The organism is Chromatiales bacterium 21-64-14, assembly GCA_002255365.1.
Classification (GTDB): domain Bacteria; phylum Pseudomonadota; class Gammaproteobacteria; order 21-64-14; family 21-64-14; genus 21-64-14.
In genome coordinates this window covers 1-20,879 of the sequence record NCBI01000033.1, presented here as the reverse complement: position 1 = coordinate 20,879, position 20,879 = coordinate 1, and the positions used below count along the sequence as shown (strand labels likewise).

Sequence of the window (20,879 nt, the reverse complement as noted above, 5' to 3'; positions counted from 1 at the left end):
GGTGGTGCGTGGTCGGCCGGTCCGGACCCCGGGAGGGATACTGCTTGAGACCGCTGCTTGCGGAGTTGCCCTATCGTCCCGATAGCGCCGCGGCGTTCGCCGCCCGGCTGGCGGACCGCCCGTGGGCGGTGTTCCTGGACAGCGGCCGCCCGGCTGGGCGGCAGGGGCGCTACGACATCCTGACGGCGGACCCGGCGACCACCCTGATCACCCGGGGCGGGATCACGGAAGTCCGCGGTCCGGAGCGCACCGATCTCTCTCCCGAGGATCCGTTCTCTCTCGTCCGCCAGGCCTTGGGCCCGGCCGCGGACGGCGTTCCCGGGCTGCCGTTCTGCGGCGGGGCCATCGGATATTTCGGCTACGACCTTGCGCGGCGTTTGGAACGATTGCCGGTGATTGCCACGGACGCGGACGGGATCCCGGAGATGGCGGTCGCGGTCTACGACTGGGCCCTGGTCGTGGACCACGAGGCGCAGCGCACGTGGCTGGTCGGCCAGGGCCGCGACCCCCGCACCCGGCAGCGCTGGGCGGACCTCACGGCGCAGTTCTCGTCGCCCGCGCCGGAGACCCGGCCGCGGCGGTTCCGGGTGACCTCGACGGCGCGTTCCAACCTGGATTACCAGTCCTACGGGGCCGCGTTCGCCGCGATCCAGCGCTACATCCAGTCCGGCGACTGCTATCAGGTCAACCTCGCACAGCGCTTCACCGCCCGGGTGGAGGGCGACCCCTGGGCCGTCTATACGCGCATCCGCGCACTGAGCCCGGTACCGTTCGGGGCCTACCTCAACGGCCCGGGGGTCCAGGTACTGAGCGCATCCCCCGAGTGTTTTCTGATGGTGCGCGACGGTTGGGTGGAGACCCGGCCGATCAAAGGAACCCGCCCGCGCGCGCCGGACCCGCGGACCGATCGGGCCTTGGCCGAGTCCTTGCGGGAGAGCGCGAAAGACCGGGCCGAGAACCTGATGATCGTGGATCTGCTGCGCAACGACCTTGGCAAGGTATGCCGATGCGGGAGCATCACGGTTCCCGAGCTGTTCCGGCTGGAGAGCTACCCGACGGTACACCATCTCGTCAGCACCGTGCGGGGCCAGCTGGCCCCCGGGCGCGACGCGCTCGATGTCCTGCGGGCCGCCTTCCCCGGGGGTTCCATCACGGGCGCCCCGAAGCTGCGTGCCATGGAGATCATCGAGGAATTGGAACCCCAGCGGCGCGGCGTATATTGCGGCGCCATCGGCTACGTGGGCTTCGACGGGGCGATGGACACGAACATCGCGATCCGTACCCTGGTGCACAGCGCCGGGCGCGTGTGTTTCTGGGCCGGCGGCGGCATCGTGGCGGATTCCGAGCTGGAATCTGAGTATCAGGAAACGCTCGACAAGGCCGCGGCCTGGCTGGACGCGCTGGCGTGTATGACGGAGCGCCACGTGGAGGGTTGAGGGATCGCTCCGGCGCGGCGGCGTACCGCGCCGCTGCCGGGCCCCGCAGCGGGATCAGCAGCGCCACGGTGGCTTATGTTTCCAGGGACAGCGGCACGGGCATGGTCGACCGATCTTGTCAACGATCCTTCCATGCCACCATTGTGATCGACTCACCCTGTTCGGGGTGGCGGGCCGCTTCGCGATCGAGCCTGCGGGCGTCCCAAGCGAGTCGAGGGGAGATCGGACATCGACTATGAGGGTTCGTACCCCGCGCGATGGCTGAACTTGATAACAGATAGAACCGGGCCTCCGGTTCCGGGAGCAGCAATTCGGCGCGGGAAAACCCCGCCTTGGCCAGAACTCGGAACAGGCCCTGTGGGCCGAAGAGCACCAGATGGCGGGGCGGTTCCAGCCCGCGCCAAGCCGCGCCGAAACGGCGGCGTCCCGTAGCATCGAGATTCGGTGTTTTGATCCAGACCCGCCCCCCCGGCTTGAGCAGGCAATGAATCTCCTGGAGGGCCCCTACCGGATCGTGCAGGTGTTCGATTACGTGGCTGAGCGTGACCTGGTCGAAGCGCGCCGTGTCCAGTCCGCTACCCGGGATCCGCGCGGCGGTCACGTCCAAGCCGGCACCGCGCGCGACCTGCACCGCCTTCGGATCGAACTCCAGTCCGGCTACCTCGTAACCAAGCTGACGGGCGTTGAGTAGGAAACCGCCGTTTCCGCAGCCGACATCAAGCAGGGTTGCAGGATGACGGCCCGGTGCCGGCAGATGGCGGATGCGGTGCGCTTCTTTAAGCCCGCGTGCCGGAAACCAGCGTGCGAGCAGTGTCCCGACGCCCAGTGCCGGGGTTAGGGCGTATCCGAAGCGCCGGTTGAGGTAGTCGTTGCGTAGGGCTTGGCGAAGCCGGACGATGGGGTTGATCCGCCGCGCGTTGAACGTCTTGTGGCCGGCCGGTGCCTCGTGGGTGAAGTAGCTCCCGTAGGCAAGTCCGATGGACTGACGATCTGGACGCGGGTCCAGGTAGGCGCTGCCGCATCCGGAGCAGCGCCACAAGTCCCATTCCCCGGGTGCCACGAAAAAGACCTGATCCCGCAAGTCCCGATACAGCATTGCGCGCCGCACATCGCCGCAGACTGGGCAGGCGGGAACCGTTTCCAACCCGTCCGGCGGCCAGGACGCGTGGCGTTCGCTAGCGGGTTTGGTCGGGTCCGCAACTCGATCGCCGTTCACCGTCTACCTCTCGATCTTAGCCAAGGGCTTATACTGACCCGCGCTCTTTGCCGTTTTCATCCGCGTCCGCGACGTCCCGCGCCACGCCAGGACGACGGACCCAATGCTCAGGGGTATTCCGACGAGGAGCAAGGCCCCCGGTGTATGGGCGAGTTGCACCGCGCCCCAAGCCGCCAGAACCAAGCCTGCACCGGGCCAAACTGCGCGTAGCTGGGGCCATTGCCCGGAGGCCCAGAACAGCAGGCCAGCGTCCACCGCGCCCCGCAGGCTGTAGACCAGCGCGGCGCCGACCAAACCCAAGGTGGTGAGTCCCAGCCATAGCAGGCCCACAAAGGGTGCCAACTCCAGCAGATGAAACTTGGCAACTAAGTCGGGCCGCCCCTGCGATTGCAGTTGCGTGTAGGGCAGGAAGGCCAGACTGTTGATCCAGACTCCCACTAGGATGATTTGGCCCACCGGCGCGCCGTCGGCCGCGAACTCGGCACCTACCCAGAGTTTCAGGAACGGCGCCATGACCAGGATACCCAGGACGATGAGCGGGGTCATCAGTGCGGCCAGGATCCGCAAACTGTCGGCGGTTTGCCGGGACGCGTCGTCGGCGCTCTGACTGGACATCCTGGGGAACAGGCTTCGGGCGATGGCTCCGGGCAGTATGCGAAAGCGGCTGGCCAATTCCGAAGGCACCGTGTAGTAGGTGACTGACGCGGCGCCCAGGACAGTGCCGATCAAGAGCCGGTCCAGAGTTTCTAACGCCGGGCCGACCAGGCTGGTAGCCGTGACCCATCCCCCGTAACTGAGCAGCCGTTTTGCCAGCGCGCGCTGTGGACCGCCCGCTCCGCGCAGCGGCAGCGCGTGGGTGACGGCGGCGGCGAGGGGCAGCATGGAGGCGGTACGGGCCAGGATCGCTGCAGGGATGAGCCAGTTCAGATTGGGCCCATGCACATAGGCCACCGTGAGCGGCGTAATCTGGAATAGCAGGGAGCCCAGGACCTGCAGGCTGTTCACGACGCCAAAGCGCTCGCGCCCCTCCAGCGTTCCGGTGAGAACGCCGGAGATCGTTGCCACGGGAACGCTTGCAGCCAGCCATGGCAGCGTCGACAGCACCTCGACCCGCATCGATTCCGGCATCTTGAAAAAATGTGCGAGCCCCACGCCCGCCACCCCATATAACACCAGACCGCCAGCAAGCCCGAAGCACGCGTTAAGAGCCAACGCAGTCCAGAACACCCGTTCACGTTCCACCGGCGGGGCGTCATGGAGCTGTGCGATGCGATTCGCCGTGGCCCGCGCTAGACCAAGGTCGAAGAAATTGAAATAGCCTAGCAGCAGCAGGACGATGGCGAGCACGCCGTAGCGGGCATTGCCGATCAGATGAAGGTAGAGGGGGATCGTGACCAGGCTCACCCCGATCAGCGTAAGGCTGCCAGTGAGGTTATACAGCGTATTGCGTTTGAGGCTCATGGCTGCCTTTCATTGCACGGCACGTCGAGCATCCATGGTGACGCGACCCCGCGGGATCGTGGTCCGGCCCGTACTCGCACGGCCGGTGCCAAAGGAACGTGATCCATGGGCGATCGGAGGATTTTAGAATCAGGCGGTCGATCCGTATCAACCGGAGGAGTGCCGGAATTGCCCAAGGCCCACCCGTCCATTCGGCCCGCGTTCCGGTTACGGTGGGTTGAGTTGACGAGCACCGTCCCAAGCACTGCAGTGTTTAGTGCGGAGACTTCAGGGGGAAGGCGTGAATCACTTCGGAGCGCGACATCCAGACTATCATGCCGACCGGCCTGCGGAGTGTCAAGCCACAGCCCCCGGCGTGTGGGAGCACGTCGAAATGTCGTAGATGAAACGTGCTGCGGCCGATTTCGTCACCGATCCTTGGGGATGCTGTCTATGCCTTTGAAGAAGCCTTGTGCTGGGATTTCTCCCGTCTCTGCATTTCGTGAGCGATGTATACTTCGGCGGCGTCTTGTGGCGCAAGCGGCGTAGTCTGCCCCGTGGTTCCCTTAGAGCGGTACGATTTGACCTGCCGCAACCGCGCTTCGCGCACGCTGTGATTCAATGAACCGGGTATAGCGCGGGAATCGCCGTGTGACGCGCTCCGATCCTGGGCTACAGTCATGCGTGAACCACTCGGCCCGATGGCCGGACATATCTCGTTTGCGTTGCCGGTGCGGAACGCCCGCCGTGCCGGTCGCATGCTGCTCGTGGAACCGGATGCGGCCGCGCGCGCAGCGCTCAGCGCGAATGGCTATTTGGATGCGCGCGGGCTTGCTGCGTTGCGCATCGAATTCGCAGATCGTCTCTGTCACCGCGAGTCGGCCCGCTACGTGGCGCCCTACGAACATGTGTTCCGGCGCCGTTGGCAGACCAGAAGCGGGTGGCGCTTCCCGGCGCCGGAGCCGGGTGGTAGCGCGGACGTGGAGCGCTGCTATGCGCTTCTTGGGTTTTCGACCGAAGAGTTGCCGTTCTGCGCGGAGCACATGGGCGATCAGCCCGCGGCCGATCACCTGGGTGCGATGCTTTACTTCGCCGCGAGGTGCCTGGAATCAGGGGGTACGGGTAACGGCATCCCGCCGCTGCTGGTGGAATTCACGCAGGCGCATTTGGGGATCTGGGTGGAGGAATTCTGCCTGCTGCTCATTCGCAGCGGTGCCGGCGCATATCTGCACGCGGTAGCCGATGCGGTGTTCGAAGCGGTCGAACGGATCCGCTGCCTATGCACGGGCAGCGAGCGCGCCGAAGTTGGCTGAAAGCGCGCGCCGCACCGTAGACCTAGGCGGTGGCGAACCGGCTGTCCGGAAGGTCCTCAGGTGCAAATCCCGCCAATTCACGCAGCCGGCTAAGACTCAGGATCTGCACGCGGCCCTGGCGGGTGCGGATGACACGTTCGCGCCGCAACCCGGCCATGACCCGGCTCACGGTTTCCTCCCGCAAGCCTAGCATCTCGGCGATCTCCCGCCGCTTCAAGGGTAGCGGCAGTTCCCGCTCCCAGGTACGCCCCGGCGGCACCAGCGAAAGGACAAACGAGGCGACCCGCTCCGGGGCGGTCCGGAGTCCCAGGTCCATGATGAGCGCCTTGGAGCGCTCGAGTTCCGCGTTGAGCACGCGCAATACATCCATGGTTACCTTGGGGTTGCCGGTCAGGATCCGGGTCATGTCGGCGCGCCGCACGCCGCATACCCGCACGGGGGTGAGGGCCTGGGCGCTGTATGGGTAGGCCTCCTGGCTGAAGCCCTCGAAACCGAGCAGGTTACCCTCCACACCAATCCCCAGCACCTGCTCCCGCCCGTCGGGCAAGGCGGCCGCAAATTTCACGTAGCCGCTCTTGAGGACATAGAGGTGACGACTCGGTCCGCCCTGGTGGAAGACAAACTCACCGGGCGCGCGTGTTTCCCGCAGGATCAGACCCCGGACCGAGCAGACTTGTTCTTCGGCGACCCCGGAAAAGAGCCGTGCCTCGCAGAGCAGGCAGTCGACAACTGCGCATTCGCATGGCGTCATCCCGCTGCGCCTTCTGGAGAGGAATCCGACCACGTGTCGCTGTCGCACGGGGTACCACCTATGCATGGTACCGGGGTGGGCACAGCGGAAAATGACGCAGATCAATAACAGCGGGTATTTGACGGACCGGGTCGAGGGCGCGTGCCCCGGTCGGGCGCCTTCCAAGTCCCGTAGCCGGCCCGTTAGGTGTAACAAAACATATATATTCTAATGGGTTATTGCGTCCCAACTACCCGCCCCGATCCCAACCGGAGCCGGGTAGGGGCCCGCGGCCACCCAGGGATGGTGTTTTGTGCGCTCACCAGGTGACCCAGGAGTTCAGGTACCGCCAGTTGTTGTCCAACGCGCTGGGCCCGGCGCCGTTGTAGATGCTACCCGCCCCGTTGAAGTTTGTTTAGGCGCCGTACTGGAGCAAGGACTTGGTGTTGTCCCCCGGCAGGTAGTCCAATTCCGTGATGCAGCCGGCGCTGCCTGGGTTCCCGCTCGCGCGGTTGTCGACGGCCCCGGGAGTGGTCGCATAGAACGCCGCATCGGTGCCTCCCCAAGTATTGAAGTACCCGAGCGAGACCTGCGCGTGGTGGCCGAACGCGCAGTCCCCATCGACACGTACCTGTTGCAGCGCATTGGCATGTGACTAGAGTGCGATAACCACTGGCGGTGGGTATTGACCCAGCGCAAACAACAATCCGTACTGCGGCACCCATCAGCCGGCCGGCTGTCCACAGCGCACACCATCCCTGCCACTGTTCGTGGCACCGGACGGTGGGGAGATAAATCTGCCACAGTTTCTTCATGAAAGCGTTTGGGCCACAACCGCAGATCAAATTGGTTCAATCGTGCGATCTGCCCCTCTCTCCGACCCACCATCCACCGAAAGACACCCCCATGTAGATCTTGCCGAAGCGCCATGGTGGTGGTCGTTTGACCGTCCGAGTTCCACGGCTCTATGATGAAACGATCATCCCTGAGGTAGACAATGGATAACGACGTAGATGCAGGGCGACCAGACAACACGAACGCCGTGTTCTCGGTTGTCTTGGCGACGTATAATTCGAGCCGTTATTTGCGGGAGCAACTCGACAGCATCCTTGTGCAGACGCATGCCCCAGCGGAAATCGTCGTCAGCGACGATGGCTCCACGGACGATACGCTCGATATCTTGGGAGAGTACGCACGGCGGGATTCGCGGATCGTGGTGGTCCGGAACCCCGCGGAGGGACGTCGATCCAACCGGATCAACGGGAACTTTGAGAATGCGGTGCGCCGATGCACCGGAAGCTGGGTGGCATTCTCTGACCACGACGACATCTGGCTCCCCGAGAAGCTGGAAGTTCTATATGCGAACCGCCATGACATGGCGCTTATTTACGGCAGGAGCGATCTGGTAGATGCCGCCGGTCGGTCGATGGGCGCCACGTTTGAGAAGTATCTCGGTTTTCCGGAATATTTTTCCGGGCCGGTTCCGCCCTACGTGTTGCTGGATACGAATACCGTATCTGGCCACGCGCTGATCGTCCGGCGGACCCTCGTCGAGGCCGCGCTGCCGTTCCCGGATGGGATCACCTATGACCATTGGCTTGCGCTCCTTGCGCGGTGCAAGGGCGGGATTCGGTTTGTCGATGAGCCGGTGGTGCTACACCGCATCCATACCGAAAACAGCGTGCACTATGTCAGACCACGGGGCCGTAGGCCCCGGCCGAACCTTAGAAAGCGGTGGCGATACTGCGAAGCGATCGCCCGGAAGGCGGAGGTTTTGCGCCGCCTGCAGGCATTCGAGGCGGACTTGGAACCAGTGGACCGGGCGTTTCTCGGAGAGTATCTGGAGCATGTGCGCAGCGCGCCCGCGCGCTATTTTGACCTACGCTACCTCATGGCGGCCTTTCCGATGCGTCGACGCCTCTATTCAAAAAAGGCCGCGTGGCGGCTTTTCAACGAGTGCATCGGGGGACGTTGTTACTGGTCCTGAATATCCTGTTCGAGCAGGCGCGCCGAACGTGCTCCCCTGCATAACTCGCCGGCGCGAATTCGCTATGCTGCGCTGCTTGAGCGGGTCCTTTGCGGGCGCGCGGCATCCCCAGGTTGTGCCCCAACGACCCGGAAACCGCTGTGTTCCGCCCGCGTCTCTACCACGCATGAGCGTCGAGACTGCGTAACCCTGTGGCCCGGTCTTCCGGCTGATGGGCCCTGCAATTACGACCCGGCCTATTTGCGCTGACCGCGGTTCCTGATGGACGTCAGATGGAAGGCGCCACCGGCGATCGCAATCCCCAGACTTCTAAGCCAATTTAAAACATCCCCGGAATCGGCGGGCGGCGATTGATGTGCATCAATGACCGTCCGGGAGCTGAACCGGTATACATACCCCCTATCAACCACCGATCTTGGTATATCCGGCGACCCACGGGCGCTGATTTGTCGAATAGGCCGCTCGAAATGCATGGTTTTGCAAGGTACACCGCGCCGACGGTGAGCGGCGAACCCGGAATCGTGCATGGCAGGCACCGCGCGCGTATCACGGCGGAACACGCGCGAGGTTTCCATGCTGTGCATGGACGCAATGAGGTGGCTTGGTGACACTTGCTGAGGTTGTACATACGTTTGGCGGATATATGCAGAGCCGCCATGGGCAGCGCGTGCATAAGATCGCCATCGATGCAGGGTTTACCTGTCCAAATCGGGATGGGACCAAAGATACCGGCGGCTGCACATTTTGCAACAACAGTTCCTTCAGTCCGAACGGCCGTAATCCGGAGTCGGCAGCAAAGCAGATCGACGCCGGCCGTCGCGTCATTGGCAAGCGAACTGGCGCGCGGCGCTTCCTTGCCTACTTTCAGGCGTACACGAACACCTATGATACGCCAGAGCGCCTACGTGCACTATATGATGAGGCGCTCGCGCAGGAAGGTGTCGTTGGCTTGTCGATAGGGACGCGCCCGGATTGCGTACCCGCCCCGGTTCTTGATCTACTGGCCGGCTATCGCGACCGGGGTTATCAGGTGTGGTTGGAATTGGGTCTGCAATCGAGTTTCGATCGATCCTTGGAGCGTGTGCGTCGCGGTCACGGTTTCGCGGAATACCAAGAGGCGGTACACGCGGCACATGCGCGCGGATTGCCTGTATGCACGCATCTGATCATTGGCATGCCCGGCGAATGCGCCCGGCATGTGCGTACCAGCCTGGAGCGGGTTCTGGAGCAAGGCGTGGAGGGGCTCAAGCTTCATCCGTTGCACGTCGTAAAGGGAACACAGCTCGCCAACAGCTGGAGGCGTGGAGAGTATCAACCGTGGACGCTGGAACGCTACATCAAGGTCGTCGCGGATCTCATCGAGCGTACCCCGGACGAAGTGGTCTACCATCGGGTGACTGGGACCGCCTCAGCCAAACTGTTGCTTGCGCCGCTGTGGTGCCAGTACAAATGGCGGGTACTCAACGGCATTGAGGCGGAGCTACGCCAGCGGGGCTCCTGTCAGGGCACCCGCCGGACCGAACGGTCGTGCCAGCACTAACACCCCGGATGGAACTCGTGTGCCCGGCGGGAAGTCTGCCGGCGCTGCGTGCCGCCGTCGATCACGGTGCCGACTGCGTGTATATGGGGTTCCGGGATGCCACCAACGCCCGCAACTTTCCGGGGCTGAACTTCGACATCAAGAGCGCGAGGCTGGGCCTGGAGTACGCGCATGACGCGAACGTCCGGGTATTTTTGGCGTTAAACACATACCCACAACCGGCGCACTGGGGGACTTGGACGGGCGCGGTGGATGCCGCTTCCGACCTTGGCTTTGATGCTGCGATTATCGCCGACTTGGGGCTCATGCACTACGCCACCCAACGCCATCCGAACCTCCGCCTGCACCTATCAGTCCAAGGCTCGGCCACCAATCACCTCGCTATCGAGTTCTATCGGCGCCGGTTCAATATCCGTCGGGTTGTGCTGCCACGCGTCCTGTCACTGCCGCAAGTCCGACGGGTGATAGCCCACACCCCGGTACCGGTGGAGGTCTTCGGTTTTGGTAGCCTGTGCGTTATGGTCGAAGGCCGCTGTGCGTTGTCGTCCTACGTTACCGGAGAGTCGCCCAATACTTGTGGCGTCTGTTCGCCGGCCAAGGCAGTTAGGTGGGAGGAAACCCCCACCTCCCGGCGGTCGCGACTCAACGGAATACTGATCGATGAGTATGCGATCGGGGAACGCGCCGGTTATCCCACATTGTGCAAGGGACGCTTTGAAGTGGGTGGCGAGGTGCTTTATGCGCTGGAGGAGCCTACGAGCCTTAACGTCCTTGAGATCCTGCCGGAATTGTTGCGCGCCGGCGTGGCGGCGATCAAGGTCGAGGGTCGCCAGCGTAGTCCTGCGTATGTCGCACAGGTGACGCGTGTATTTCGCCAGGCCCTGGATGCCTGCCACGCAAATCCAGAAGGCTTTACGATCCGACCGGACTGGGTGCAGCAGCTCGACAATGTCGCCGAGGGGCAGACCCATACGCTCGGCGCCTACCATCGGCCCTGGCAGTGAACGATGCATCGGATATGTGGGATGAATGGTTGCGCGCGCATCGGATCAAGCAATCGGAACCGGAATATTCCTTCATGCAAAGGCCACTTTCTGACGGTTGAGGCTAGCGGACATTTCCGCACTCATCGGACAGCGCGGCGCCGGCCTGAACTGGAAAGATATTTATGAGGTTATCACTCGGACCCCTGTTGTACTTCTGGCCGCGTCAGCGGACTTATGACTTCTACGCATCGGCGGCCACGTGGCCGATCGACGTCGTGTATCTTGGGGAGACGGTTTGTTCGAAGCGCCGCGAAATGCGCTTGACCGATTGGTTGCAGATCGCGGAACTGCTGGAAAGCGCCGGAAAACAGGTGGTGCTGTCCACGCTGGCGCTAGTGGAGGCGGAATCCGAGCTGCTTGCCATGGGCCGTATCGCAACCAACGGGCGTTACTGGGTCGAGGCCAACGACATGGCGGCCGTGACCTTGCTCGGCGACAATCGCGAATTTGTCGCAGGTCCGCATCTCAACACGTACAACGCCGAGACTTTGAGTTTGTTGTCCGAGTGCGGTGCGCGTCGTTGGGTGATGCCGGTGGAAATTTCGCGTAACAGCCTTCAGGACCTGCAGTCAAAACGGCCCGCTGGAATGGAGACCGAAGTATTTGCCTATGGACGGCTGCCGCTCGCCTTCTCAGCGCGTTGCTTCACGGCACGGGCGCACAACCAAGCCAAGGACGACTGCCAATTGCGTTGCCGGGATTTCGAGGCGGGGATGGAGCTCAATACGCGCGATGGCAGCAGCCTGTTTGCGCTCAACGGCATCCAGGTGCAGTCGGCGAAGATCTACGATTTGTCGGAGGCAATCCGGGATTTCCGGAGCTTGGGCGTGGATATTCTGCGCCTGTCGCCGCAGACGCAAGACATGGGTGCAGTGGTCGAGAGGTTCCGGCGTACCTTGGATGCGCCATCAGAATCCCTGCTGCCGGCGCTCGAAGTCGGAACGACGGCCGCGGCGCGGCAATGCAACGGATACTGGTACGGGTTTCCGGGGATGGATTGGCGGGAGAGATTGGAGGAGGGTGGTGATGCACTGTTATGTGAGGTATGACGGCCTGGGCTCCGGCGCCCATCAGGTGGACCGCGACGCGGCTGGCTTGATGGCGTGCAAGGCTGATAGTGCCGCGGCGTTGCGCTTTTACCGAACGACGCCAACGGTTTCCATCGGAGCGTTTGATACGCCGGCGTTGGCCGCGCGGCAGGGCTACTGTGTGGCCCACGGCATTCCCGTCGTGCGGCGGCTGACGGGCGGCGGCGCCGTTTACGTGGATCCTGGCCAACTCGGTTGGACGCTCGTTACGCGCTTAGGAAGCGCGCTTCCGGCGCGTGGCATTTCCGAATTGATGGAATACTTTACCACGGCGGTGACGCAGGCCTTGCAGAACCTCAAGGTACCGGCCTACTACCGGTATCCCAATGACATCGAGGTGGTAGGCCGCAAGCTGGCAAGTTGTTTTATCGCCATACGTGGGGATATGTTGATCTATCAGGGCACCGTGCTGCTCGCAGTTGACACTGAAGTGATGCTGCGCTCCCTGCTTACGCCCACGGAAAAACTCACCGTCGATGGAATTCGTAGCGCACGCGACCGCCTGATCGCGTTGAACGAGATTGACGGCAGCCTAGGTTCGTCCGGCGCGCTTCCGAAGGCCATTGCGCGGGCGCTTGCGCGTGCCATTCACCACAGGCCCGTACCGTGCCCAGACCCAAACCGATGGGGCGGACGCATCAGCGTGACAAATACCGAACGGCATTTTTCCCCGCGTTGGGAAACCGACGGTGGGGCCCTGCGCGCCTGGATACGAACGAAGGGCGGCGTTGTGCATGCGGCGCTGGTGGTCGATTCGGCGCGAAAACGTATTCGCAGCGCGCGCTTTGCGGGCGTGGTCCATTTGCGTGGGGTGAACGGGCTTGCGCGCCTGAGCGCAGCCCTGCAGGGAACGCATATTTTGGACGTCGATGCTGAAGTGCGCAGATTCTTCGAGGCGGCAGATTGGGATGCGATCGGCGTAGGGTTGGAGGATGTATTGCGGCTACTGCGTCTTGCGGTGGAACGCGTCGCGCAGCAGCGCAAATTCGGGCTTAATGTGGTGCAGGCGAACACGCTCATGGTGCACCCATCGGGCACCCACACGGCTGCGGATAAGATCATTCAGGATGCCAGCGTAATGCTGGTCCCGTATTGCGCAAAGCCGCCACGCTGCAAGTGGCGTAACGACGACGGTTGTACGGAATGTGGTGGCTGCGAGGTAGGCGACGCCTATCGGCTGGCGCGCAAACGTGGAATGCGGGTGGTATCTATCAACAACTTCGAACATCTGGGGGAGGTTCTGAAATCCATGCGGGAGTCTGGGGTCCACGCCTATGTCGGCATGTGTTGCTCGCATTTCTACCAAAAGCGCCAACGTGCCTTCGATGAGGCCGGAATCGCGGCTGTTCTTATGGATATCAGTGGTTCAAATTGCTATGAACTCCAGCAGGAGGATGCCGCGTATGCGGGGGCCTTCATGGCGAAGTCGCGATTGAACGTTGAAGTTATGGAGAAGGTGGTACGGAACGTCAATGCCCCCACAGACGTGTCGCGGCGTTGCGTTTAGGAGATATTTAGCGGTCTTCGGGGATGCGCTATTTGGTCGTATTTCGAGTGCGGCGGCTGGTAACGTTTGAGAAAAGCAGCGTTTGGGCGACGTCAACCACCCACGGGCCCACAACGGAGACAAAGTGGGCGCGCGGATCGAACTCAATCGCATCGATGACATTCTTGACGTGCAAGCCGATTTCAGTATCTCCTTCTAATGCCAAGCGTCGACTGAAGAACAAGCTATCGGGGTCCTCGGAACGAGTGGCCAAGAGCAAAAAGTCGTTGAGTTTTCCGCGAATGCGGACTTGCCATTCACGGGTGCCGGCGCTTGCGCGCCGCGCACGTTCCAAGCGGCCGCCACGTATTTCGAACAATAGTTCGTTACCCGTGTCGACGATAGACAGGCACAGTCGTACCCCATCGATTTCGGCGATCCGCTCGGCGCCGGTCTGACCGCGCATCAGGTGATTGAACAGACGTGTGGCGATCTCGGCGTGCCAGGCGTCCGGGAGCACGCGTAGGCCAAGCTTAACGGGGAGCAGTGGTATGTTGATCATGGCCATGCTCGTGATGCCGCGTGATTAGTGGTAGCGTGAGACCGACATTCGGCCGACACGAAAGCGAAATGACCCGCCAGCTTGCGGTGTGCTCTTCAATGCTTTTTGATCACAGTGGGTGCAGCGGAATGGGTAGACGCGATTAGAACCTACCTCAAAATGCGTCTCGGTCGCCCATGCGGCGTTGTGGACCCTGCTGCGGTGCTCATTTAGTTGGGTGTAAACTGCGCTCCTTGTAGGGGCCGCGCCTTGCCTGAACGCCCGATCTGCGATTTTGCGATGGGGTCTAGGCACCTAGGGCGCGCTGGTGCGTGATAGGTTGGATCCAGCCGTTTGATCTTTGGCGCGACACCTGTGTACCAGTCGGCAATGCGAGTACATCACCCGCGGGACTAAGCGTACGCGCGAGCTAGGCGGCGCGGCTTGATCGGGGTCAAACTAGTGCTATTCAGTGAACGCTGCGCGTGCTAAATATATTTATATACAATGGGTTGTTGATCATGGGTGGCATGGCGGCCGGCCAATTTTCCGGCTGGCCGCAGGGGACAGTGGCTTTCATCATGGCCGGAATCCCCTATTGCGGCATGTGCGGTCCGGGATATTCCGATACGGGGCCGCCATTCAGTGGGTGCAAGGAGAGGGCGGGAAGCAGGGCGCCTGACCCACGTCAGAGTTGCTCTACCCCATCGAAAAACTCCACAACCCCCGTCTCCAGTGAATATTCCGCGCCGACCACCATGAGCCCGTCGCTGCGGGTCAGCTGTTCCAGTACGTCGGATCCGTAGCGCAAATGGCTTACCGATACGCCAACGTTGGCCCGTACCGCGTGGCGCACGAGCGCATCCGGGTCGTGCCGGAGTTCGGTCCTGAGCAACCCTTCGACTGAGGGCCGCACCCGGTCCACGATCGAGCGCAGGTTCCGCGACTGGTTTCCTTCTGGCCGTTGGAGTTCCTCGATGGTCGCGAGGATGGCACCGCATTGCGAATGTCCTAGGACCACGACGAGGCGGGTACCGAACCGGGACGCTGCGAACTCGACACTTCCCACCTGTGAGGGTGCGACGATATTTCCGGCGACGCGAATGACAAACAGATCGCCCAGACCTTGATCGAACACGATCTCGGCCGGTACCCGGGAATCGGAACAACCCAGTACGATTGCGAAGGGGTGGTGGTTGCTCGCCAATTCCACCGGGCGGGAATGGCTGGGTAATGCCCCGCCACTCTGTGCGCTGGAGACGAAGCGCCGGTTACCCTCCTGAAGACGTTCAAGTGCTTCTCGTGCAGATATCATCAGTGCGTCCAATGTCGGTCCAGAAGACAGGCGGGGTTGTTAGCCGCCCAACGGTCATGGGTCATGGGTCATGGCCCGGTCCGTATCTCAGGAGAGCGTCGGCACAGCGTCGGGCCCGTTTCGTATTCCCGCGGCCGATAACGGGCGTCGGGCGAGACCCGCTGGTCTCCAGTCCCCTCGTGGGTCCGCCTGGCCGGCCCGCGGGTGGCGATCCCGGGCACCCGGAGGTTCCCTGAGCACGTGGGAAACCAAAGCCGCGGCCACACCACCGGCCAGATACCGTTGCCGAGGCAGGCCTGGTCGAGGGCTTATGGCCGGTTGCGCGGTGATCCATCCCAGCCCGTCACGTGCGTTTCTGTCCGGCGGAAACACCGGAAAGCAGACCTTGCGGATGATACCATTGTTCATTGGCAGCCCTCCAGTAAGGCGTCGCGTTGGCGATAGTCTGTCCGCAAGCGGGGAAACGACGAGAGCGTTGCGGACGAGTTCCCGCCTGGCGGTGGGCGAACCGCTCATTGCCTTCTCGCCAAGTCCGATAACAAAGCTACGCGCAGACCCACTGTATGGCTTCAGTGATGTCACGGTTGTGAAATATGCGTACACGCCCTGGGATCGCGAGGCCAAAGACCCGGATGGCGATCCGGACCCACTCGACGTCCGAGATGACTGCGATTCTCTCCCAGCCGGTAAGGTGTTTCAGGCCAAGCTTCGCATCATCCTAGACGGCGGCGGCCTTAAATCCGGAAAATTCGTCTCCGAGGTGGTATAGGAGCCGGACCCGATCGTAGCGGGGAAATAGCGCCTCCACCGGCCGGAATGATGGCGGATTCGTAGTCTTGCGCGGTCACCGTACCTTTGGCGGTGAACCCGAGCACGTTGTCCGGTAGATCGGGGATCGTATCGATCATCTCGGGGTTCCTGCATGTGGGTTGTCGTTCACCCGCTCCACGGACGGTTTAGCGGAGCGTGTGCCGCGCCTGCAAGAGTCTGTAGTGCAGCAATGAGTTCATTGTGCCGTGGCGTCGGCGCCGTGCTCGGACAATTGGGCTCCGAACCACCGATGAATCGCGGTCACCAGACGTAAATCGCTTGCCTCAAAAGTGATCTCAGCGCCTGAAGGGAGGGCCGTATACGAGATCTTGATGCGCGAGCCGGCGGATTCGAGCACCTTCAGTCCAGGCATGTCTGCGCCATGCAGGGCTGCGGGATCCGAATAGTCGCCGCGCCGGAATCGCTCGGCCTCGTATTTCAAATGTCGTTGGATCAGCCGAATCCGGTCTTTCGCGTTTGGATCCTTGGCGATCACCCGTTGCACCCCTCCGGATTCGGTCATCCGGAAGATATGCATCGTCTTCGAGAGTTCGAAGGGCATCACGCGATGCCCCATCTGATGCGTGCGTTCTTGCGAGGTGTCCGCAAACGTCGTGGTACCCACCAGCAAGAACGCAAGGGTGGTCACATGCGCCGCACGGAAGATCCTTCGGGTACAGGCGGATGGACACAAACGCGATGATCCCATCATTTTTATTCCTCCCGGAATGCGAGCCGCGATAGTGACCCCGCATACTTGACCGATCGGCGGCGGGTCGCCTGGGCGATCATGCCGCCACGCCAAACAAGCTGCCGACCAGCGCGGTCAACCCCATGGCGAGTGTCCCCCAGAAGGTAACCCGGATGGCACCGATGGCCACGGACGCGCCTCCCGCGCGTGCGGCAAGACCGCCTAGAACAGCCAAAAATATCAGCGACAACCCCGCGACTACGGGTATCAACTGCCGGTCCGGCGCAAACAATACCGTTAACAATGGCAGCGCCGCGCCTATCGTGAATGTGGCGGCTGAGGAAAACGCCGCCTGAATCGGCCGCGCCCTGGCCCGATCAAATATGCCGAGTTCGTCCCTGGCATGCGCGCCCAACGCATCGTGGGCCATCAGCTGTCTCGCGACCTGTTTTGCCAGATCTGATTCGAGCCCTCGCTCCTCATAAATCTGAGCCAGCTCCCGGTGCTCAAATGCGGAGTCCTCATCCAAGTGGCGTTTCTCGAGTTCTAGATCCGCCTTTTCTGTGTCTGCCTGCGAACTAACCGATACATACTCACCGGCGGCCATGGACATTGCGCCCGCGACGAGCCCGGCCACGCCGACGAGAAGAATTGCCTCGTGCCGGGTGTGCGCGGCTGCAACACCAATAATCAAGCTGGACGTAGAAACGATGCCATCGTTGGCACCCAACACTGCCGCGCGCAGCCAGCCGATACGGTGTGACCTATGCGCCTCATTGTCACTCATGAAATCCCCCGAAGCAGCCCTAGTAGTTCGTGCCCGTAGCAAGTACCAGCGAACCGTCCACTCCGCGAGGCTATAGCTTGCCCGCGGGCTCGTAAGGAGGTTCCGTTCGTAGCATAGAGCGGTTTCCCGAGCCGGACAACTGCGACGCCCGCGGGTTCGCCTACCTCATTGTTCGAATATCAGCGTGTCCGGCTGCGCCCCCAGGCGGCGCAGGGTTTGCATGACTGCATCGTTGAACGGCGGTGGGCCGCACACGTAGAACCGCTGACTCCAGTCCGTGACGCAGCGCCGCAGCAGCGTTTCGTCCACACGACCGGCGATGAAGTGACCGCCGGCCTCGCGATCGGTTACGAACGTTGCGCGTTCCCCGAAAGCGGCACGCAACTCTTTCTCACAGATGACGTCGCTGGGACTCTTATTGGAAAAGATCAGACCGTGGCCGTCCAGCCGTCCTTCCGCGCGCAACTGGCGCATAATCGCGAGGAAGGGCGTGATGCCGGCGCCGCCGGCGATGAACACACCGCGGCCCTGATAGCGGATCGTGCCCCAAGGGTCGGAAATCGTTAACCCTGCACCTGGATTCAGGGCGGCCAGTGCACGCGTCACGCCCGCGTGTTCTTCATAAATCTTGATGGTGAACTCCAGGACCTTGTCCTGTGCCACCGAGGTTGGGGTGAACGGCCGCGTCTGTTGGCGCCAGCGCTCGTGGTCGATAGCGAGATCGAGCCCCTGGCCGGGTTCGAAGGCGAACCCTTCAGGCCGTGCGACGATAAAACGCAGCACGTCGTGGGTCACGAACTGTTTCATCAGCAGGGTGGTTTTGTGAGTCATCGGCCTATCCTCCTTGGCTTGAGCGACTTCGATCCCAACGACTGCGCTGCCGGCACGCACGTGTACGCGGGCCCATCGTGGTTAGTGCAAGAGCGCAGTGTGGCCTTGCAGAAAAAAGATGACATCTCAATGGTGGCTAAACGTCGCACTCCTCGCGAATCATAGGCTCATAAGCATACACGGCGCTATTTTCCGGCATTAGGGCGCCCTCCTGCCGCCTGCCGGGATCTGTCAGTGTTAAACCGGCCGTGCGATGATCGGGTCAACCACATCTTCTAGGCGGGCGCAGCCTGTCAGCGGCCCGGAGCTGGGTGGCGCACTACGGATCGACCCCCATTGACCATCAACAGTTACGGATAGTCTTGGCGCGTGGGGCGAACCATGATGTCGCTTATATGCACATGGGGCGGCTGGGTCACTATGAAATGTATCGCGTTTGCCACGTCATCTCCCACCAGCAGTGGTCCAAATTTATCCTCAAAACTCTGCACCATTTCGTCAGTATAGCCCGCGCCCGCCTGAAATCCGCTCAGCACGATGCCAGGCTCAACCAGCGAAACGCGCACCCCTTTAGTGCCAACCTCGCGTCGTAGGCCTTCGGCCAGTGCATGTACTGCAAACTTGGATGCCCCATATACTGCGCTGAACGGCGATATGTGCCGTCCAACTACCGACCCGATAATGACGATATCGGCTGCGGAATTCGGATAGGTGTTTTGTTGTGCCGCGACCATTTTTTGTGCGGCTTTTTGCAGCAGAGCGAGGGTGCCAGTCACATTTATTTTTAGCAGATTCTCGAATCCCGATAGATCGGCGTCCTTGACGGATCCACCGAGACCTGAACCTGCATTGGCAACAACGATATCAGCTGTTTTTCCAAAATGATCGCCGGCTGAGACAAACAGTTTATCGAGCACAGCGCCATCGCTGGCGTCGCCGGCAACACCACGAAACGCGGTGCCGAACTCCTTTTCGAGCGCAGATAGTCTGATGGCATTACGCCCATTTCCCACTACCCCGAAGCCAGAGGCAATGAACTTTCTGGCGGTGGCCTCGCCAATACCGGATGTGGCACCGGTTACAATCGCAATGCGTGCGTATTTGTCAGGCATGGTCGTCCCTCTTTGTGCTGGAAAATATTGGGGTAGATTTATTCGCCCGCTTCCGAGGACGATGCCGGATGGTTGTGGCGGCGCCAAACGCCGTGATACCGATATGTTGCAAGCGCAACCTTGGTGCCCCGTAGTATGGCCAGGCATTCGGGAATTTTATCGGGTTCCCTTGCCGCGGGCAGCATGGTTTTGGGGCATGGGAAAGCAGATCTGTTCCGGATTTCGGACGTTACGCCCGGCGTAATTATCAAGTGCAGGCAGGGTCGTGACGGTGAAGTTGATGTCGCCGGGTGCACCGTTGTTGTCAATGGTAACCAAGGGTAATTCGTGCCATCGGTGAACGGCGCAGAATCGATGTTGGTTTGGTTGAGATAGTACAACACCGACACCACCGCTGCCGGCAGGGAGGTCAAGCCGAGCGCCAGTATCGCGACGCCGATCAGCCCGGATTTCACCGCACCGAATCTTTCGGCCATTTAAAAAATGTGCTGTAAAAACAATTAGCTATAATTATAAAATCACTGGTGTCACACACATGACCTGGGTTGGAAGATAGAGACCGGAGGCGATTGTGCCCAGAAGGCGTTTGGTTGAACGGAATGAGTGTCCTGCTTGCGGAGCGGTGGCCTGCCGCCGCTCACGGCCAGGGCCGGCCATACAATTTTCCACAAATCGGTCATTTTGATTAAACATTAGCCTACAAAATTCTACGCGAGTTCCTATAAGCCCGTGGCGGAGATTTGTAAAAAATGCCGACAAGACGTGCTATGCCACCCCGCACCGTAAAAAACGTAACAGTAATACAATAACTTATGCTGAGCGGTGCGGATCATGCTGAATCGGTGTGTCCGAGCAGCTTCGGGTAGGCAGGGCTGTGCATGCCCCACCGGTACAGTGCTCCAACCCACTTGATTTGTCGGAAATTAGTTTGTTCGCGTGAAACGGGGCGCATGTAAAAAATACCGACAGACTGCGGCCAGGCGATGGGGGAACGATTAATCTGTTGGAGTCAAATCTTTGGCTAAGAGCCCCGGAGCCCCTAAGCTAGGCCCGCGTGCCAGGATAGGTCAACCAGCGACAGGGGGAATGGCGCTTACTGAAAGCTCAGGGCGTTCAAGCCACCCACCCAAACCGTGTTGAGTTCAGCCACGGGCACCTCGTATCTTGGTAGGCGGGTTTTGCGGCCATTGCGCCGTTCCTTGTAGCCTGGGAGCCAAACGTGGAAGCCGTTCCGAACCGGGTTGAGTTCAGCCATGGAGCGCACGCGGACCTCGTGCCTTGGTCCATGGGGTCCGTCCAAGACGCCGCTCGTGGGGAATCGGCCGGCACTTTGCCGGATCTCCGCTATGCCGACCAAACTATACGATCAGGCGCGCAACACGCCTATCAGTATGGATCGCATGGGCCGGGAGGTAACCGGTCACACTAGGCCGTTCTTTAAAATTCCGCGAGGTGGCGTAATCTCATCGCGCGATGGACCAGCAGCGAGGAGACACAACGATGAGAACGG

General features: G+C 61.5%; 16 protein-coding genes and 1 pseudogene. 7 read left to right on the top strand and 10 right to left on the bottom strand.

The window, feature by feature from the left end; genetic code table 11:
- The first annotated feature begins 44 nt into the window (after positions 1-44).
- Positions 45-1,436, top strand: a complete 1,392-nt coding sequence (locus B7Z66_12635) for an aminodeoxychorismate synthase, component I (protein OYV75503.1) — start codon at positions 45-47, stop codon at positions 1,434-1,436.
- 118 nt (positions 1,437-1,554) lie between these two features.
- Here the strand turns inward: B7Z66_12635 and B7Z66_12630 are convergent, their stop codons facing one another.
- Both B7Z66_12630 and B7Z66_12625 read right to left on the bottom strand, forming a co-directional pair.
- Positions 1,555-2,532 carry a hypothetical protein gene (locus tag B7Z66_12630; protein ID OYV75502.1) on the bottom strand — a complete coding sequence of 326 codons (978 nt, stop codon included), beginning with the start codon at positions 2,530-2,532 and terminating at the stop codon, positions 1,555-1,557.
- A gap of 123 nt (positions 2,533-2,655) precedes the next feature.
- A complete protein-coding gene (locus B7Z66_12625) occupies positions 2,656-4,113 on the bottom strand; it encodes a hypothetical protein (protein OYV75501.1) in 1,458 nt (485 codons plus the stop codon).
- A gap of 659 nt (positions 4,114-4,772) precedes the next feature.
- Between B7Z66_12625 and B7Z66_12620 the strand changes: the two genes are divergently transcribed.
- Positions 4,773-5,405, top strand: a complete 633-nt coding sequence (locus B7Z66_12620) for a hypothetical protein (GenBank protein ID OYV75500.1) — start codon at positions 4,773-4,775, stop codon at positions 5,403-5,405.
- Between the two features lie 22 nt (positions 5,406-5,427).
- On the opposite strand, the gene B7Z66_12615 is transcribed toward B7Z66_12620, so the two are convergent.
- Complete coding sequence (locus B7Z66_12615; GenBank protein OYV75499.1) at positions 5,428-6,222, bottom strand: hypothetical protein; 795 nt, start codon at positions 6,220-6,222, stop codon at positions 5,428-5,430.
- A 910-nt stretch (positions 6,223-7,132) separates the two neighbouring features.
- Between B7Z66_12615 and B7Z66_12610 the strand changes: the two genes are divergently transcribed.
- From B7Z66_12610 to B7Z66_12590, 5 genes are all read left to right on the top strand, one after another.
- Positions 7,133-8,122, top strand: a complete 990-nt coding sequence (locus tag B7Z66_12610; protein OYV75498.1) for a hypothetical protein — start codon at positions 7,133-7,135, stop codon at positions 8,120-8,122.
- Between the two features lie 604 nt (positions 8,123-8,726).
- On the top strand, positions 8,727-9,662 hold the full coding sequence (locus B7Z66_12605; protein ID OYV75497.1) for a TIGR01212 family radical SAM protein: 936 nt from the start codon (positions 8,727-8,729) through the stop codon (positions 9,660-9,662).
- 8 nt (positions 9,663-9,670) lie between these two features.
- Positions 9,671-10,666 (top strand): protease, encoded by a 996-nt coding sequence (locus tag B7Z66_12600; protein OYV75496.1) that lies wholly within the window; start codon positions 9,671-9,673, stop codon positions 10,664-10,666.
- A 164-nt stretch (positions 10,667-10,830) separates the two neighbouring features.
- The gene (locus tag B7Z66_12595; protein ID OYV75495.1) at positions 10,831-11,757 is read left to right on the top strand and encodes a U32 family peptidase; all 927 of its coding nucleotides are present in this window, start codon (positions 10,831-10,833) and stop codon (positions 11,755-11,757) included.
- On the top strand, positions 11,609-13,303 hold the full coding sequence (locus tag B7Z66_12590) for a hypothetical protein (protein ID OYV75494.1): 1,695 nt from the start codon (positions 11,609-11,611) through the stop codon (positions 13,301-13,303). The genes B7Z66_12595 and B7Z66_12590 overlap by 149 nt, the downstream gene beginning before the upstream one ends.
- 28 nt (positions 13,304-13,331) lie before the next feature.
- Here the strand turns inward: B7Z66_12590 and B7Z66_12585 are convergent, their stop codons facing one another.
- The 7 genes and pseudogenes from B7Z66_12585 to B7Z66_12555 all read right to left on the bottom strand — a co-directional run bounded on the left by B7Z66_12585 (position 13,332) and on the right by B7Z66_12555 (position 19,369).
- Entirely contained in the window at positions 13,332-13,850 is a 519-nt protein-coding gene (locus B7Z66_12585; protein OYV75493.1) for a hypothetical protein, read from the bottom strand.
- Between the two features lie 661 nt (positions 13,851-14,511).
- Positions 14,512-15,138 carry a carbonic anhydrase gene (locus B7Z66_12580; GenBank protein OYV75518.1) on the bottom strand — a complete coding sequence of 209 codons (627 nt, stop codon included), beginning with the start codon at positions 15,136-15,138 and terminating at the stop codon, positions 14,512-14,514.
- A 544-nt stretch (positions 15,139-15,682) separates the two neighbouring features.
- A pseudogene (locus B7Z66_12575) lies at positions 15,683-16,046 on the bottom strand (hypothetical protein).
- A gap of 98 nt (positions 16,047-16,144) precedes the next feature.
- Complete coding sequence (locus tag B7Z66_12570; GenBank protein OYV75517.1) at positions 16,145-16,525, bottom strand: hypothetical protein; 381 nt, start codon at positions 16,523-16,525, stop codon at positions 16,145-16,147.
- A gap of 211 nt (positions 16,526-16,736) precedes the next feature.
- Entirely contained in the window at positions 16,737-17,426 is a 690-nt protein-coding gene (locus B7Z66_12565; GenBank protein ID OYV75492.1) for a hypothetical protein, read from the bottom strand.
- Between the two features lie 165 nt (positions 17,427-17,591).
- Entirely contained in the window at positions 17,592-18,257 is a 666-nt protein-coding gene (locus B7Z66_12560; GenBank protein OYV75491.1) for a flavodoxin reductase, read from the bottom strand.
- 350 nt (positions 18,258-18,607) lie between these two features.
- A complete protein-coding gene (locus B7Z66_12555; GenBank protein OYV75490.1) occupies positions 18,608-19,369 on the bottom strand; it encodes a short-chain dehydrogenase in 762 nt (253 codons plus the stop codon).
- Positions 19,370-20,879: the final 1,510 nt, after the last annotated feature.

Coding starts and splice junctions, on each gene's coding strand:
- B7Z66_12630 (OYV75502.1), bottom strand. CDS start 2,532: ATGCTGTATCGGGACTTGCGGGATCAGGTCTTTTTCGTGGCACCCGGG.
- B7Z66_12625 (OYV75501.1), bottom strand. CDS start 4,113: ATGAGCCTCAAACGCAATACGCTGTATAACCTCACTGGCAGCCTTACG.
- B7Z66_12620 (OYV75500.1), top strand. CDS start 4,773: ATGCGTGAACCACTCGGCCCGATGGCCGGACATATCTCGTTTGCGTTG.
- B7Z66_12615 (OYV75499.1), bottom strand. CDS start 6,222: ATGCATAGGTGGTACCCCGTGCGACAGCGACACGTGGTCGGATTCCTC.
- B7Z66_12610 (OYV75498.1), top strand. CDS start 7,133: ATGGATAACGACGTAGATGCAGGGCGACCAGACAACACGAACGCCGTG.
- B7Z66_12600 (OYV75496.1), top strand. CDS start 9,671: ATGGAACTCGTGTGCCCGGCGGGAAGTCTGCCGGCGCTGCGTGCCGCC.
- B7Z66_12595 (OYV75495.1), top strand. CDS start 10,831: ATGAGGTTATCACTCGGACCCCTGTTGTACTTCTGGCCGCGTCAGCGG.
- B7Z66_12590 (OYV75494.1), top strand. CDS start 11,609: ATGCGCCATCAGAATCCCTGCTGCCGGCGCTCGAAGTCGGAACGACGG.
- B7Z66_12585 (OYV75493.1), bottom strand. CDS start 13,850: ATGGCCATGATCAACATACCACTGCTCCCCGTTAAGCTTGGCCTACGC.
- B7Z66_12580 (OYV75518.1), bottom strand. CDS start 15,138: ATGATATCTGCACGAGAAGCACTTGAACGTCTTCAGGAGGGTAACCGG.
- B7Z66_12570 (OYV75517.1), bottom strand. CDS start 16,525: ATGGGGCATCGCGTGATGCCCTTCGAACTCTCGAAGACGATGCATATC.
- B7Z66_12565 (OYV75492.1), bottom strand. CDS start 17,426: ATGAGTGACAATGAGGCGCATAGGTCACACCGTATCGGCTGGCTGCGC.
- B7Z66_12560 (OYV75491.1), bottom strand. CDS start 18,257: ATGACTCACAAAACCACCCTGCTGATGAAACAGTTCGTGACCCACGAC.
- B7Z66_12555 (OYV75490.1), bottom strand. CDS start 19,369: ATGCCTGACAAATACGCACGCATTGCGATTGTAACCGGTGCCACATCC.